This is a genomic window from Tenacibaculum singaporense (assembly GCF_003867015.1).
GTDB classification, from domain to species: Bacteria; Bacteroidota; Bacteroidia; order Flavobacteriales; family Flavobacteriaceae; genus Polaribacter; species Polaribacter singaporensis.
Window position 1 is genome coordinate 2,044,532 of sequence record NZ_CP032548.1, and the last position, 15,623, is coordinate 2,060,154.

Annotated in this window: 16 protein-coding genes; 3 read left to right on the forward strand and 13 right to left on the reverse strand. The window is 31.2% G+C overall.

Annotation, left to right across the window (positions count from 1 at the left end):
• Positions 1-174: 174 nt before the first annotated feature.
• Genes D6T69_RS09005 through D6T69_RS09015 form a run of 3 tightly spaced genes read right to left on the reverse strand, consistent with a single transcriptional unit; the run spans position 175 to position 1,794 of the window.
• A complete protein-coding gene (locus D6T69_RS09005; RefSeq protein ID WP_125067425.1) occupies positions 175-867 on the reverse strand; it encodes a cyclase family protein in 693 nt (230 codons plus the stop codon).
• Between the two features lie 2 nt (positions 868-869).
• Entirely contained in the window at positions 870-1,418 is a 549-nt protein-coding gene (locus D6T69_RS09010; RefSeq protein ID WP_125067426.1) for an acyl-CoA thioesterase, read from the reverse strand.
• Positions 1,408-1,794: a hypothetical protein gene (locus tag D6T69_RS09015; RefSeq protein ID WP_047789000.1), complete on the reverse strand. Its 387-nt coding sequence runs from the start codon at positions 1,792-1,794 to the stop codon at positions 1,408-1,410. Before D6T69_RS09015 ends, D6T69_RS09010 begins: the two co-directional genes overlap by 11 nt.
• Before the next feature lie 104 nt (positions 1,795-1,898).
• Between D6T69_RS09015 and D6T69_RS09020 the strand changes: the two genes are divergently transcribed.
• Positions 1,899-3,074, forward strand: a complete 1,176-nt coding sequence (locus tag D6T69_RS09020) for a GlmU family protein (RefSeq protein WP_125067427.1) — start codon at positions 1,899-1,901, stop codon at positions 3,072-3,074.
• Positions 3,075-3,115: 41 nt separating this feature from the next.
• On the opposite strand, the gene D6T69_RS09025 is transcribed toward D6T69_RS09020, so the two are convergent.
• From D6T69_RS09025 to D6T69_RS09050, 6 genes are all read right to left on the reverse strand, one after another.
• Positions 3,116-5,488: a TonB-dependent receptor plug domain-containing protein gene (locus D6T69_RS09025; RefSeq protein ID WP_125067428.1), complete on the reverse strand. Its 2,373-nt coding sequence runs from the start codon at positions 5,486-5,488 to the stop codon at positions 3,116-3,118.
• Positions 5,485-6,405 (reverse strand): FecR family protein, encoded by a 921-nt coding sequence (locus D6T69_RS09030; RefSeq protein WP_125067429.1) that lies wholly within the window; start codon positions 6,403-6,405, stop codon positions 5,485-5,487. Before D6T69_RS09030 ends, D6T69_RS09025 begins: the two co-directional genes overlap by 4 nt.
• Before the next feature lie 73 nt (positions 6,406-6,478).
• On the reverse strand, positions 6,479-6,997 hold the full coding sequence (locus tag D6T69_RS09035) for an RNA polymerase sigma factor (RefSeq protein ID WP_125067430.1): 519 nt from the start codon (positions 6,995-6,997) through the stop codon (positions 6,479-6,481).
• A 62-nt stretch (positions 6,998-7,059) separates the two neighbouring features.
• Positions 7,060-8,808, reverse strand: a complete 1,749-nt coding sequence (locus D6T69_RS09040; protein WP_125067431.1) for a M14 family metallopeptidase — start codon at positions 8,806-8,808, stop codon at positions 7,060-7,062.
• A 21-nt stretch (positions 8,809-8,829) separates the two neighbouring features.
• Positions 8,830-9,282, reverse strand: coding sequence for a pantetheine-phosphate adenylyltransferase (gene coaD / locus D6T69_RS09045; protein WP_047788995.1), 453 nt, complete (start codon positions 9,280-9,282; stop codon positions 8,830-8,832).
• A gap of 5 nt (positions 9,283-9,287) precedes the next feature.
• On the reverse strand, positions 9,288-10,265 hold the full coding sequence (locus D6T69_RS09050) for a D-alanine--D-alanine ligase (RefSeq protein WP_125067432.1): 978 nt from the start codon (positions 10,263-10,265) through the stop codon (positions 9,288-9,290).
• A gap of 154 nt (positions 10,266-10,419) precedes the next feature.
• Between D6T69_RS09050 and D6T69_RS09055 the strand changes: the two genes are divergently transcribed.
• Positions 10,420-11,001 (forward strand): PASTA domain-containing protein, encoded by a 582-nt coding sequence (locus D6T69_RS09055; RefSeq protein ID WP_125067433.1) that lies wholly within the window; start codon positions 10,420-10,422, stop codon positions 10,999-11,001.
• 16 nt (positions 11,002-11,017) lie between these two features.
• On the forward strand, positions 11,018-12,052 hold the full coding sequence (locus D6T69_RS09060; RefSeq protein WP_125067434.1) for an RluA family pseudouridine synthase: 1,035 nt from the start codon (positions 11,018-11,020) through the stop codon (positions 12,050-12,052).
• Positions 12,053-12,093: 41 nt separating this feature from the next.
• Here the strand turns inward: D6T69_RS09060 and D6T69_RS09065 are convergent, their stop codons facing one another.
• From D6T69_RS09065 to D6T69_RS09080, 4 genes are all read right to left on the reverse strand, one after another.
• Complete coding sequence (locus D6T69_RS09065) at positions 12,094-13,377, reverse strand: APC family permease (RefSeq protein ID WP_125067435.1); 1,284 nt, start codon at positions 13,375-13,377, stop codon at positions 12,094-12,096.
• 113 nt (positions 13,378-13,490) lie between these two features.
• Entirely contained in the window at positions 13,491-14,609 is a 1,119-nt protein-coding gene (locus tag D6T69_RS09070) for an alkene reductase (protein WP_125067436.1), read from the reverse strand.
• A 99-nt stretch (positions 14,610-14,708) separates the two neighbouring features.
• Positions 14,709-15,095 carry a cupin domain-containing protein gene (locus D6T69_RS09075; RefSeq protein ID WP_125067437.1) on the reverse strand — a complete coding sequence of 129 codons (387 nt, stop codon included), beginning with the start codon at positions 15,093-15,095 and terminating at the stop codon, positions 14,709-14,711.
• 10 nt (positions 15,096-15,105) lie between these two features.
• Positions 15,106-15,618 (reverse strand): GNAT family N-acetyltransferase, encoded by a 513-nt coding sequence (locus D6T69_RS09080; protein ID WP_125067438.1) that lies wholly within the window; start codon positions 15,616-15,618, stop codon positions 15,106-15,108.
• Between the last annotated feature and the right edge of the window lie 5 nt (positions 15,619-15,623).

The window sequence follows — 15,623 nt, forward strand, 5'->3', positions numbered from 1 at the left end:
AAAGGAGGGGTTTTCCCTCTTTTTCTACAGGTTATATATTGTAGATATGATATATTTTTTCCTTGAAAAGAAGCGTAAAAGTATGGTTATAAACAAGTAGAGACAATGATGTGTTACCCATACAGCCATGAAGGTGTATGGATAAGTAGAAGTTAAATTAAAAAGTAGGATGCTTTATTCAAAAATAGCAACCGCTCTAACTGGAGATCCAGTTCCTCCTCTAATTTTTAAGGGTAAAGCTATAAAACGAAATCTACCTCTACCCAGTAGTTTGTCAAGGTTTATCATATTTTCATAGTGTGTAAAACCCATTTCTCCACAAATATGATGTACTTCTTTGTTGGAAATTTTCGGAACTCCTGGAGACATGGTTTCTACACCAAAAGCTGCAATTTTTTGTTCGCCAAGCCAAGTAGCACATTCAGCGGTAATACCAGGACCTTTTCCCCAGTTTTCAGTATTAAAATGTTTGTCGTAATGCTTTGTACAAATAAGAACAGTATCGCCCTTCTTAATACTAAGTTTTTCTTTATCTAGTTGTTCTCTAATTTCTTCAGAAGTAATTAATTCCTGTAAGCTCTTATGAGAAAAGTCTAAACAAATTCCTTCAGTATAAAACATACTAAGTGGCATAGTATCTATAGATTTTCCTTCATGTTTAGCAGCCATATGATTTAAAGCATCAACATGAGTTCCTGTATGTTCTCCCATCTCTAGTTTATATACAGCAGGAGTTTTTGTTGTTGGGTTTTCAATTCCATCCCATTCTTCATGGGTGTTGTGCACAGACATTTTAACTTGTGGAAGACTTTTATAAACAGGCATTCCATCAAAAATATCTTGACTTAGATCTATAATTTCAGTCATAGTTATAACTCAATCTTCACATTATAATTTTTAAGCTCCTCGATATAGTTTTGAGGAGTAAAATTATCATTATCAAACTTCTCTTGTCTATTTTTCTTCATTTTAATTCTATGAATAGCTTCTAAAAAACGACGCATTTCATTATCGTCATTAATAATGATTCCTGGAACTTTGGCATTGTCACCGTTATCTTTTTTTGCTACCATAGTAAAATAAGAAGAATTACAGTGTTTGGATTTTCCTGTTTGTATGTTTTGTGCTTCTACACGTATACCAACTACCATTGAAGTCTTGCCTACATAGTTAATAGACGCTTTCATGGTAACTAATTCGCCTACTTCAATAGGGTTTATAAAGTTAACGGTATCTACAGATGCTGTTACGCAATAAGTACCCGAATGTTTAGAAGCACATGCAAAAGCTATTTGATCCATTAGCTTTAAAACGTACCCTCCGTGAATTTTACCGCTAAAATTAGCATGAGAAGGAAGCATTAACTCAGAAATAGTAATGCGAGTATCTTCTATATTTCTATAAATATTATTGTTCATTATCTTTTCTTATTCCTCTAAAGTGAGGAGATTGTTCTTCTTCAACATGGGTTATAAAATACTTTGTGTCACCTAACCAAAAGAACGTTCCAAAACGTTCTTTGTAAGTAACTTTTACATAACGACCTTGATATTCTTGAAGTTTTTTTATGACTTCCTTTTGATTGTCCTCTACAGAGAAGGCAAAAATTTGTGCTCCGGAAATACCTTGGCTAATTTCACCTTCCCATGTTTTTACTACCACACCTTTGTAGCTAATTTTAATAAGTTCACCCGAGCGAACACCTTCACTATAAGGAACAAAATAAATAAAAGCATAGTATAGTGCTGCTATAAGAGCAATGCCAATTAAAATTAATCCTAAAATTTTTTTCATAGTAACATATTGAAGAATGTATAATAACAAAAGTAAGGTTTATATTTTGACTTGTAAAATGAATTGAAAGTGGTAAGTTTGTGTTGCTTCAAAAAATGATTAATATGAGTTATATTTTATTTGATGGTGATGTACGCACAGCCTTACTACCATTTACATATACGAGACCTGTAGCCGATATTAGAGTTGGGATTTTAACCATTAGAGAAAAATGGGAAAAATACTTAGGTTTAACAACTACAACTGTAACGGAAGAGTATTTAGAAGAGAAATACCCTATGGTTGAAATGGAAGAAAATGTATTATTAAATGCTTCTTTTTTACCAACTAAGCCTTTGGTTGAAATGGTAAAAAACCTGCAAGCTAATCAAGCTATTTTCAAAGGAGAGGATGTAATTGCTTTTCATGCTGCCGATACTCAAGAAGAGGTAGATTTTTCTTCTTATGAGCATATAGAGTTTGAAGATGATATAATTCAAATAAAAAATACGTGGGATATTTTTTCGTTAAATGACAAAGCAATTAGAGCTGACTTTGATTTAATAACTGAAGGCAGAAAATCGGAGCCAATTCCTGAAACTGTTAATTGTGTTAATAGAAATGACATTTTTGTAGAAAAGGGAGCTAAACTAACTTTTGCTACATTAAATGCTTCTACTGGTCCAATTTACATCGGTAAGAAAGCTGAAATAATGGAAGGGGTAGTTGTTCGAGGTGCTTTGGCCATGTGTGAAAATTCAGTATTAAAATTGGGAGCTAAAATTTATGGTGCGACTACCTTAGGACCTTATTGTAAAGTAGGAGGAGAGGTGAATAACTCAGTATTATTTGGGTATTCAAATAAAGGACACGATGGATTTTTAGGAAACTCAGTATTAGGCGAATGGTGTAATATTGGAGCCGATAGTAATAATTCTAACCTTAAAAATAATTATGCAGAAGTTAAGTTGTGGAATTATGAAACAGGACGTTTCGCTAAAACTGGATTACAATTCTGTGGTTTGATGATGGGAGATCATTCAAAATGTGGAATTAATACAATGTTTAATACAGGAACAGTCGTTGGTGTTTCTGCGAATATTTTTGGAAGTGGATTTCCAAGAAATTTTGTTCCTTCATTCAGTTGGGGAGGAGCATCAGGTTTTACCGAATACAAAACAAATAAAGTTTTTGAAGTAGCTGATGTAGTAATGAAAAGACGAGGTATTGAGTTTGATGAAAGAGAAAAACAAATTCTAGATCATGTTTTTGAAGAAACAAAACAATACAGAAATTATTAAACTAAAAGAAAGGACTTTACATTTAGTAAAGTCTTTTTTAGTTAAAAATTAACCCTAAAAACAAAGTTAGGTGTAATTCCTAGAGATATTTTGTTCACTTCTTTTAATTTATATTCAATCTGGTTATCAGAATTTCTAATAGGAATAGCATTATAGGTTCTACTTAAAATATTTTTTTTGTTAAAAATGTTCAGTAAAGAGAAACCTAACTTACCTTTCCACCTTTTAGAAAAATTAAAAGAGTAGGTCATTGAGGCATCAAATCGACTGTAATTAGGAAGCCTAAGGGCATTAATGTTATCAGAATCTAAGTTAATATGAGGAGCTCCATTATCATCAGTGTAAAACTCTTTAACAGCAGTATAAGGATTACCAGTTCTATGTATCCAACCAAGAGAAAACTCGTAGTTATTTAACTTATAAGCATGAGACCAAGAAAAGTAGTTTGTTATGTCATGATTTGCAGGAAAAAATTTGTTTTCTAAATCTAAAAACTTAAATCTGTTTTTAGTGTACGAATAATTGACCCAAGTTCTGTAATTATTAAACTTTTTGTTAATTAACACGTCAATACCATATACTTTTCCTTTCCCATTAGAAAAATCAGCAGTTTGGTCATTATAACCACTCGTTTGTGATGTCATCCCACTAACCTTTTTATAATAAGGTTCGATATCTATTTTCCAGTTATCTTTATTAAAAAGTATTCCAGTAGAAACTTGTAAACTTTTTTGAAGAGGAATATTGTCATTATTTACTTGCGCCCAAATTTGGTTTTCTAAGTCAAAACCTAAACTAGAGGTTTGAAATTCTATAATTTGACTTAATGTTTGGTGTTTTTGTTCAAAAGAAGCTTTGAAGCTTAAATTTGATGTAAGTTTTTTTTCAAAATATAACCGGGGTTCAAAAACAAGTTTGTCGATTTTAGAAAAGTAATTCAATCGTATTCCAGAATTAATATTCCAATTGTCGTTATCGTATAGATATTCAGCAAAAATAGAATGTGTGTTATTTGTACCTTCATCTTCTTGTATTGATGAATATCTATTTTGACCTTCAACATCAGCTAAATATTTTAATTCATAAGCTGCTTTAGTTGACGTAAAGTCATATCCCCAAAATAAATCAGTTCTGTTATTAAAAGAATAGTTCATATTGTATGAAATACCAAAATCGGTTAAAGAATTGCTTTTGGTTGATAGTAGAATGAGGTAATCATCTATGTAGTTGTAATTACCCACATAATCTAAGTGAAACTTGGAAAAATAACTTTTTATATTATGCGTCTTTTTTTCAGATGATTGTTTTTTCCAATTTATGCTTAAACCAGTATTATCAATATCTAATTTATCATTGTATTTATCTTTATATATTGGAATAGTAAAGTCGTTAAACATTTGATTTTTTGTATGCAAGAAACTTAGGCTTAAAGACTCATTTTCATTAGGTTTGTATATAAATTTTGTAGTATAATCTGAAAACTTAAACTTATTATTTCTATCAAACTTAATATTCTTATCTATAATTTGATTTTCTTGATTATCATCAAATGTTTGAAAAACGCGCATAGATAATTTATCAAAAGTAAATGTCTTTAAAACATCAGAAAAAGATCTTCTAACAGAAAAAGAAAGAGCTGTTTTCTCTGAAAAAGGAATTGAAATAAGCGCATCAGCATGGGTCATATTCAAACCAAAATTTCCAGTGATTTTTTCAGGTATTTTTTCTGTTGTTTTAATATCGATTACCCCAGAAACCCTGTTTCCATATCTAGCTCCCGTACCGCTTTTAGAAAGAGTGACTTCTTTGGTGGTATAAGGATTAAATGCTGAAATCATTCCAAAGAAATGCCCAGAATAATACATTTTGATTCCATCCCATAAAACTAAGTTTTGGTTTGGTGTTCCGCCTCTTATGTAAATACCGGCGGCTGTTTCATTAGGACTCTGAACACCTGGGATAATTTTTAAACTTTCTAATACATCTGGTTCTGTTAAACCAGGTAAAACACCTAATTGACTTGGTAGAATTGAAATAGTTCCGTTTCTTTTTTTATTTATACCAGAGGTTATATAGTTAGTAACAAGAACTTCTTTTAAAAGGTTGTATTCGTTAGGTTTGAAGTTTGAGTTTTTTGTTATATAGTAATAACGTTCATTAATTTGGTTAAAAATTAAAGGAGTTTGGCGTTCAATTTCTCCAATAAGATATACTAATTCACATTTTTTCTTTTTAAAAGAAAAGTTTTTACCATTAATTATTTCTGTATTAAAAGAAAATTTTACACCATAATAGGTTTCTGTTTCTTTTAATACATCTAATAAAGGCGCATCAATAAAAGAAATGTCTACCTTTTCCTGAGAAAAAATAGACATCGCTAAGCATATAAAAAGTATACTTAAGTTTATCTTCATTTACTATATGTCAATACAACTGAACTATTTTCTGCTAATTTATAAGAAATTTTCATAGGAGCAAAAACAGTTTGTAATGCTATATTAACATCTTTATGTGTAAAAGTACCTGTAAAACGTTGAGAGGTATCTATTCTTGAAGCATCAAATTTTAATTTGAATTGATTTTCTAAAGCTTTTATAACTTGATCTAAAGGAGTATTACTGAATGAACTTTCACCTTTAAACCAAGAAGGAACGCTATCTACAAATTCCCATTTTTCACTAGAATTACTGTAATTTCTGTAAGCTTTTCCTTTAGTTAAGATAACTTCTTCTTTGTTTTTTGAAGTAACTTTTACTTTACCCTCATAACATTTAACTTCAAAATAGTTATTCGAAGTATTGACAGTAAATTTAGTACCTAACACAGTTACATTTCCTTGAGTAGATTTTACAGTAAAAGATTTTCCTTTCTCTACTTCGAAATAAGCTTTTCCTTCTAAAGACAACTCTCTTTTATCTTCCCAATTTTGTTTTTTGTATGTTATTTCAGATTTAGGAGATAAATGGGCTTTAGAATTATCAGGTAAAGTAATTGTTAGTTGTTCTCCATAATTTGTAGAGAAGTCAACGGTGTTGTTGTTAAAATATAAAAAACTAATTAATAAAACTATAGAGGCAACAGCTCCATACATCCAAGTAGGAATTAATTTTACTACTTTTTTGTTAGCTTTTATTGACCCTAAGTTTGTTTTTATTTTACTAAAAGCTTCTTCTTTGTTATAAGAAGGGGTTTTTAGTAACTGAGAAGCTTCATCAATAGCTTTAAATTGATGATAAGCTTCTGTTTGTTGAAACTCTTTCAATTCTTCAGCAGATAGCTCATTGGCTATCCATCTGGCTAAAAAGGTTTCATCTTTATAATTTATTTTCATTTTCTGTTGTTCGTGCTATTTGTATTAAAAACAGGTAAAAGACTAATTACCCTACTACAAATATTATTTTTTATTAGACTTTACCTATTTGCTCTTTTAGTGTAAGAAGAGCTTTACTCATTCTCTTTTCTACTGCTTTCACAGAAACTCCAACTATAACTGCAATTTCACTATACTTTTTCTTGTCTATTCGACTAAGTAAAAAAACTTCCCGCTGTTTTTCTGGCAAGTCAGCAATTGCTTTTTTTAGTTTTATATGAAATTCTTCTTGTTCTAGAAGAAACTGAGGTGTCTCATTAGTATTACCAGAGGATACACTTTGTTTTTGGTGTTCCAAAACAACCTTTTTATGTGCTACATCATTTAAAAAATGATTATTAGCCACTGTATAGAGGTAAGATTTAGCTTTATCAAAAAAAACTTTAGCGCAATTACTCCATAATTTTATATACGCTTCCTGTACGATATCCTCTGCTTGCTGAGTATCACCGCACTTATAGTATATGTAATTTCTTAATGTTTGTGAATGTTGATTAAAAATTTCTTCAAAATTTTTCTGATCACAAACAGATTTTAAGGGTTCTTTATTCATTTAGATTAAATTCTTAATCGGTAACAAATGTATGAAAATGTAATTAAGGGGTTAAAAAATTATTAATATAACTTGTAAATTGGTAATTTCTTGTGTGCTTTTTCATAATGTGGCGTTTTTGTGTAAATCCAGTATAGTTGAGTTTGTGGATTTTTGGCAAAACTCTCATCGATGCTTAGCTTTTCTTCAAACTGTTTTTTAATTGAAGGGTTTTCTTGTAAAAAAGCTTCGGCAATGTCTTCAAAAACATATGCAGAGTAACCTTCTTTTTGTTGTAAAATAGTATCAAAGAAATTCCAGTTGAAGAAGGAATCTACAGCCTCAGCTTCCAAGGTTTCTACAATATAGCGAATCCCTGTTTGATTTGTAGGAATATAAATATCTCCTTTATTAAATTTAACTTGCTGATCTTTTGTTTTGGTAACTTCAGTATTGTAATGTAAATAATGACCTTCATATGCCATTTTTCGAGTGTTGAAGTTTTTTATGTGTTGAATTTCAACAGTTAGTGTAGTATCTTTCTTAAAACGAGTAAATTCAACTTTATTATTTTGTAATCGTTCTACAACGTCATGCCAACCTTGTTCTAATATATAGGCTTTAGGTATGGTGATTTCTTTGGTGGAAACAAAGTAGTTATAATAAGAAACTTTTTTATTGTAAGGTTTTGTTCTATCATAAAACAAACGTTTTCCATTGGTAACTTTACTGTCTATAAAAGTTCCCTCGTATCCTTTAAAATGAAGAGCTGTAGGATTATTCTTATCAACTGTAAATATAATGGGATACGTTTTCTTATTTATTATTTCTTCAACAGCATTTTTTCGTAAATCTTTTATTTTGCTGCTGTTTTCTTCGGTAAAATCTAAAGCAGAAAACAACAATTCATAGGTTTGTTCTACTCGAATTTTGTATGGTTTCAACATATGAGTTTCAACCATTAATCCTAAGGTATTGAAGAGGGTAGTGTACCCAGTAGAATACCTGGGTGAATCGAAAAACTGTGACCATCCTTTTTCTGGAGTTGTCCCCCAAACATTTACATACGGGGTTATGATGATGTCTTTTTGAGCTAAGGATTGTTCTATTTCAGGACGCATTTTTGTTTCAATAAACTCACCTAATTTTCCACCCAATTTATTGTGCTGTGTAAAAAGATGTGTAATTGCGTACTGATAGTCTGCTCCATTACTTACATGATTATCTATAAATACATCTGGATTTACAGTGTGAAAAATCTCAGTAAATGCAGCAGCATTTTTAGTGTCTTGTTTAATAAAATCACGATTTAAGTCGTAGTTACGAGCATTTCCTCTAAAACCGTATTCTTTTGGACCATTTTGGTTGGCTCTCGTGTGTGAGTTTCTGTTTAGGGCGCCACCAATATTGTATACGGGAATAACACAAATTAAAGAATTTTTGTAGTTTTTTTTAAAAGAATCATTTTGAACGATGTCTCTTAATAAAAGCATTGAAGCATCTATTCCGTCAGATTCTCCAGGGTGAATTCCGTTATTGATTAAAACTCTATTTTTTGAGGAGTTCTTGAGCTCTTTAATATTGGTTTTTCCATCAGCATTAAAAACAATTAAGTGTAAAGGTTTGCCAATATCAGTAGTACCAATCTCAAACAAGGAAATTTCAGGATAAGAGTTAGCCAACTCTTCATAAAAAGAAATAACCTCTTTATAAGTAGGAGTTTCCGTTCCGTTTGATGTTTCAAACAGGGTGGTGAAATCGACGTTTTTTTTTGTAGGTTTTTGTTTACAAGCAGTAGCTATTATTAGGAGTAATACAAATAGTTTTTTCAAAAGAATAGTGTTTTAAAAAGTTTAAATTCTAACCGCATCTGGAACCAAGCCTGTATAGTCTCCATCGTTTCTGATAACATCTCTTACAATAGATGAAGAAATATAGCTTTTACCTGAAGAGGTTAGTAAAAACACAGTTTCAATTTCAGAAAGTTTTCTATTAGTATGTGCAATGGCTTTTTCAAACTCAAAATCGGCAGGATTACGTAAACCTCTTAAAATAAATTGAGCGTCTTGTTCTTTACAAAAGTTTACAGTAAGTCCACTATAAGTAAGTACTTTTATTTTTGGCTCATGCTTAAAAGTTTCTTCGATAAAACGTTGACGCTCCTCTAGAGAAAACATATATTTTTTATCAGCATTCACTCCAATTGCGATGATTAATTCATCAAAAAGAGTAACACCACGTTCAATAATATCTAAGTGTCCTAAAGTAATTGGATCAAAAGATCCAGGGAAAATCGCTCTCTTCATTATATTTAGTTATTTAAAGCCATTTCAATAGCATTTCCAAATAATTCAGTTAAAGAAATACCTGCGTGATTGGCTTGCTGTGGTAAAATACTTGCTTCAGTTAATCCTGGAACAGTATTCATTTCTATAAAATGTGGCTCATCGTTAACTAAAATATATTCTGAACGAGAAAAACCACGCATATTTAAAATTTCATATACACGTTTGGCTACTTCTTTAACTCTATTTCTTTGAGAATCAGTTAAACGCGCAGGGGTGATTTCTTGTGATTCACCTTCATATTTAGCTTTGTAATCGAAGAAATCATTTTCAGAAACAATTTCAGTTATAGGTAATACTTTTGTTTCTCCTTTGTATTGAATTACTCCAACAGAAACCTCAGTTCCATCTAAAAAGCTTTCAATTAATATTTCAGTATCTTCTTCGTAAGCCTTTTCTATAGCAGGAATTAACTCTCCTTTAGTATATACTTTTGAAATACCAAAACTAGAACCTGCTCCGTTTGGTTTGACAAAGCAAGGAAGTCCGACTTTTTTTATGATAGCATCACAATCAATCTCATCACCTTTGTTTAGATATATAGAAACAGCTGTTGCTATTCCGTATTGTTTTACTACACTTAAAGTATCACGCTTATTAAAGGTTAAAGCCATTTGGTAGAATGGGGCAGAGGTGTGTTTTAAACCAATAAGATCGAAGTAAGCTAAAATAATACCGTTTTCGCCTGGTGTACCATGAATAGCATTAAAAACACAATCAAACGTAATTTTTTGACCTTTAATTTCAGTTGAAAAATCTTCTTTGTTTATTGGATATTCTTCTTCGTTGTCATCAACATGCACCCATTTATTTTCTAAAATATGAACTTTATACGCGTTATATTTTTCTGTATCAATATGTTTGTAAACTACATTACCACTTTTTAGAGAAATTCCTACTTCAGAGGAATAACCTCCCATAATAATAGCGATGTTTTTTTTCACTTCAAATGTATTTCAATTACTGTTTTTATCATTGTTTGTCTAAAATCCAATCGTTGGATTATACAAACTTACCAAAAAAACTCGTTTAAGACTTGTTGAATTTAAAATAGTAATATTTTTACTGTAAATTTGTGCGATCTTACAAAAAAATGATATGAGTAATTTTACAGAAAGTTTTAAAGGTTTATTTCAGTTTATTAAAAGTAAATCTTTTTTAAAAAACGTAATTATAGCAGTTGTTTCAATACTAGTTTTTGTATTTGTTTTACAATGGTGGTTAGGAGTTACAACAAATCACAATCAAAAAGTACAAGTGCCTAACTTACATAAAATGTCGTTGGCAGATGTTGAGCAGAAACTGAGTGAATTAAATTTAGATTTTGTGGTAATTGATAGTGCAAGCTATAATCCTGAATATCCAAAAAAATCAGTTATTGAACAAGATCCAGAGGCTGGTGACTTTGTAAAAGAAAAACGTAAAATATACTTAACCTTAAATCCGTCAAAGTATAGAGATGTAGAAGTACCTAATTTAAATGGACGTACAAGGCGTCAAGCAACAACACACTTACGTTCAATAGGATTTAAAGTGGGAACCAATGTTACTTGGGTTCACGATATAGGAAAAGATGTGGTTCGTGGATTGAAACATAACGGGCAAAAAATAGAACCAGGTACTAAGTTACCAAAACAAACAACCATCGACTTGATTTTAGGTGATGGTAATGGATACTAATTTTTATAACTGATTGATGCAGGAAGATAACACTCCAGAGATAGAGAATGATGATTTGTACGAGCACCATAGGTTTGTAGCAACAGATGGTCAAGTACCTTTACGAGTAGATAAGTTTTTAATGAACTTTATTGAAAATGCTACTCGAAATAAAATACAGCAAGCAGCTAAAGCAGGTAATGTTTTAGTTAATGATGTAGCAGTAAAGCCTAACTATAAGGTAAAACCAAAAGATGTAGTTAGAGTTGTATTAACATACCCTCCTCACGAAAATTTATTAGTAGCAGAAGATATTCCTATTGATATAGTATATGAGGATGATGAAGTAATAGTGGTGAACAAGCCAGCAGGTATGGTAGTTCATCCTGGCCATGGAAATTATTCAGGAACATTAGTGAACGGATTAATTCATCATATAGAAAACTTACCGACTAACTCTAACGAGCGTCCTGGTTTAGTACATCGAATAGATAAAGATACTAGTGGATTACTAGTTGTTGCAAAAACTGAGTTTGCAATGGCTCATTTATCTAAGCAGTTTTTTGATCGTACTACTGAACGGTTGTATTATGCTTTAGTTTGGGGAAATATTGAAGAGGATGAAGGAACTATTGAAGGAAATATAGGACGTAGCTTTAAAAATCGCTTACAAATGGATGTTTTTCCTGATGGAGAACATGGTAAGCATGCAGTAACCCATTATAAAGTATTAGAAAGACTTACGTATGTAACCTTGGTACAATGTAAGTTAGAAACGGGTAGAACACATCAAATTAGAGCTCACTTTAAACACATTGGACATACACTTTTTAACGATGAACGTTATGGTGGGAATGCTATTTTAAAGGGAACTACATTTACTAAATACAAACAATTTGTAGATAATTGCTTTAAAGTGTTGCCAAGACAAGCTTTGCATGCAAAAACCTTAGGTTTTACACATCCAACTACAGGAGAGTTTTTACAGTTTGACTCTGAAGTACCAGAAGACATTACCGCTTGTTTAGAAAAGTGGCGAACTTATTCTGAACATTCTAAATTGGAAGAATAAAAACTTATTCAAAGGCAAAGGCTATATAAAATGAATTCATTTTATATAGCCTTTGTTTCATTTTTCTTGTAGATCCACTCAATAATAAAACATAGGGTAATAATACCAAGAGAAACAAATACACCAACAAGATTTGATTCTAATTGTTGTTTTATAAGAATAATTAGGGCAACAGCACATAAAATACAACCGAATAAAGGAATTCCTTTATTAGAGTTTGTTTCTTTTGAAAGCTTAAAGCCTACGTAATTCACAATTCCGAAAATAAGGATAAAACCAACACTACCAGCGGTAGAAATACTCTCTAAATTCAAGGTGTTAACTAATATCAAAGTTGCTATAGCTGTAATTAGTAATCCGATAGGTTGATTCCAAAACTTGGCAAGAAAGTGATGTGGTAGTTCATCATCTTCTGCAATTTCATAGTTCACTTTACTTCCTCCGTATAATGAAGCATTAATAGCAGAAAATGTAGATATTAATGCGGCTATGGTTATAATAGTAAAACCTATTTGTCCTAACATTGGTTTAGCAGCTTCTGCTAGTACATAATCCTGTGCTTTGGCAATTTGATTAAATGGGAGAGAACCTACAGTAACAAGAGCAATGATAATGTACAATACAATTACAAATATTACAGAATAGTAATAAGCTTTTGCTATGTTTTTTTCAGGATTTAAAATATCGGGAGCAGCATTAGCAATTAGCTCAAAACCTTCATAAGCAACAAAAATGACCATACCACCAGCAAATAATTTGATAGGATTCTCCCAGTTACTAATAGATAGTTGTGCCATATTAGGATTTCCTATTAATCCATAGGCTCCGATAGCAATAAAACCAATAAGAATTATAAGTTTAATAACTACTGCGTACGATTCAATTTTTCCCACTACAACAATACTGTAGTAGTTAATTGCTGTAGCTATAATAATAATAGCACTAGCATATATATGGAAGTTGATTGTTTTGTTTTGAGTAATTTCCCATAGGTTAGGAGCATAAGAGCCAAAAGCAGAAGCATATAAAGAAAGCATTACAATATAGCTTATCCATAATAGATTGTTAATAGCTCCACTAAAAATAGTTCTTCCAAAACCTTGATTAATAAACTTTACGGTTCCACCTCTATCAGGGTACTTCTTAGAAAGATGTACATAGCTGTATGAAGTTAGTAAAGCTAGTATACCTGCAAGTAAAAAAGCAATTGGAGTTCCACCTTTGGCAAGTAAAACAGCAAGACCTAAAACGGCAAAAATACCGCCGCCTACCATACCACCAATTCCTATTGAAATAGCTTCTTTTAATCCTATTTTTTTAGACATATTTAGTGACTGTTAGTTAGTGTAACAGTCACTAAAATAGTTATTTATTTTTAAAGATTGATAATGAGAAGTATTATAAAAAGGAGCGTTTTATTCAAGTTATCTGTACTTTTTTAATCGTTTACTTGTTTCAAAAAAGGATAATCTGTATATCCTCTAGCATCCCCACCACCAAATAACGTATGAGTATCAGTAATTTTGTTTAATGGAGCATTTAGTTTTACTCTTATTGGATAATCTGGGTTCGTTAAAAAATTACGTCCAAAGCCAATTAAATCAACTAGTTCATTTTTTAATAAATCTTCCCCTTGTTCAGGTGTTTTATTTCCTGTAGCAATAATAGTTTTACTAAATATTTTGCGTAGGTTCTGTCTAAAATCATTAGGAATTTTAGGAGCATCATCCCAATCTGCTTCACATAGATGTAAATAGGTAACCCCAATTTTTTCAAGTTTTTGGGTAGCAATCATTATAGTGTCTAATATTTCAGGATCATTCATGTCTTTAAAACTAATAAAAGGGGAGAGGCGAACTCCGGTTTTTTCATTACCTATTTCCTGAGCAACTGCTTGAGTGATTTCGGTTAGTAATCGAACTCTATTTTCTTTAGTTCCCCCATATTCGTCAGTTCGTTGGTTAGAATTACTTCTTAAAAACTGATCTATCAAATATCCATTGGCTCCGTGAATTTCAACACCGTCAAAACCTGCTTTAATAGCATTTTTTGCCCCTGTTTTAAATTCTTCAATTACTTGATTGATGTCTGCTTTTGTCATTGCTCTAGGTTCTTCTACAGGTACAAAAGTAGCATCACCATTAGGAGCTCCATTAAAAATATAAACATTGGTGTCTTTGGCTGCTTTTTTAGAAGGAGCAATAGGCTGTAGTCCGTTTACTTTAGAACTAGATACGCGACCAACATGCCATAATTGTAAAAATATTTTGCTTCCTTTTTTATGGACTTCGTCAGTAATTAATTTCCAACCTTCAATTTGTTCTTGTGTATAAATTCCAGGTGTTTTAGCGTAGCCTTTTCCTTGTAATGAAACTTGAGTAGCTTCAGATATAATTATTCCTGCGGAGGCTCTTTGTCCATAATATTCAGCCATTAATTCATTAGGAATATCACCAGGTTGTGAACTTCTGGAACGTGTCATAGGAGCCATTAAAAATCTGTTTTTTAATGTCAAGCCATTTTTATTATAGGGTTGATATAACTTTTTAAAAGCCATGATTTACAAAGTTTTAATTATTTAATAGTACAAATTTACTACGGTTTGAAGATGTAGTTGTTGTATAATTTCATGTTTTACTTGTGAAAAAACATTGTGTTATTCCGTAAACTCTACAGTTGTAAAATGTAGGGTGGTAGTACCTATATTTTCTAGATTATGTATAAAGAAATTCTTAGTATTTAAATTATTAAAGTACTTAATATCATTAGGCTCGTAGGATGTTTCAATTACAGCACCATTAGAAAAATAGGAACGAGAGCTACCTCTTGTATGACAAACATAAAAATAAGGTTTATCATGTTTATGAAACGGAAGAGTTTTTCCGGGTTCCAATTCAATATGCCATATCTTAACACGTTTATTTTCTAATAATAATTGTTGTCCAATTTTATGACTATTAACTCCTAATTGAATGGCTTTTTTTAAGGATTCTGTCCAATGTACAGACCAATTACCAGCGGTGTTTATTGTTTCTACTTTCATAAGGAAGGTATTAGTTTATAGCATATAATAACCATTCTTTAAACTCATGCTTAGGAAGAATGATGTCTTTTTTAAAGCTGAAACCTAATTTATTAAGTAATTTTTGTGAGCCAGTATTACTAGGACGTGTAATAGCCACTAGATTTTGAATTCTGAACTCATTTATAGCTGCTTCTTTTATTTTTGATGCACTTTCAAAGGCATATCCTTTACCTTCAAATTGGGGTAAAAAGGCAAAACCAAAATCAATTCCATCAACTCCCTCACGATCATAAAGTCCCACAGTTCCTATTTTTTGATTATCAGATTGTCTAATTACAGTATAGCTAGAGTATCCTAATTTCTTGAGTTGTTTAAGCATAACTGTTTCAATATATTGCTTTGCATGAGTAGTTGAAGTTATGTTTCTATCTCCAATGTTTTCAATCCATTTAGGAGAGTTAAATAAGTTGAAGATAAAGTTAATATCTTCAGCATTTGTTGGTCTTATGATTAACCTCTCAGTTTGATATTGTGAACTCATTTATT